Below are 241 nucleotides of genomic sequence, written 5' to 3'. Positions count from 1 at the left end.
CGAGATCCTTGCGCAGGGCGGGGCAATGCCGTTCTCCCGCTTCATGGAGCTGTGCCTGTATACCCCGGGCTGGGGCTATTACAGCGCCGGCGCCAGCAAGTTCGGTGGCAGCGGCGACTTCACCACCGCGCCTGAGCTCGGCAGCCTGTTCGCAGGCACCGGTACCGCCGCCCAGCTCCAGCATCCGCGCCTGCGCACCCAGCTGCGCGAATACCGGCGCCAGGGCATTGGCCACGCTGCC

Annotated in this window: 1 pseudogene; it reads left to right on the top strand. The window is 69.7% G+C overall.

The features are described 5' to 3' along the window. Positions 1-25: 25 nt before the first annotated feature. Positions 26-241: pseudogene (locus tag V0R37_RS23465) on the top strand (hypothetical protein); the annotation flags it as partial.

Source organism: Pollutimonas rozaliensis, assembly GCF_048751585.1.
Lineage (GTDB): Bacteria > Pseudomonadota > Gammaproteobacteria > Burkholderiales > Burkholderiaceae_B.
The sequence above is the reverse complement of the archived record's forward strand: the minus strand, read 5'-3'. Positions and strand labels throughout refer to the sequence as shown.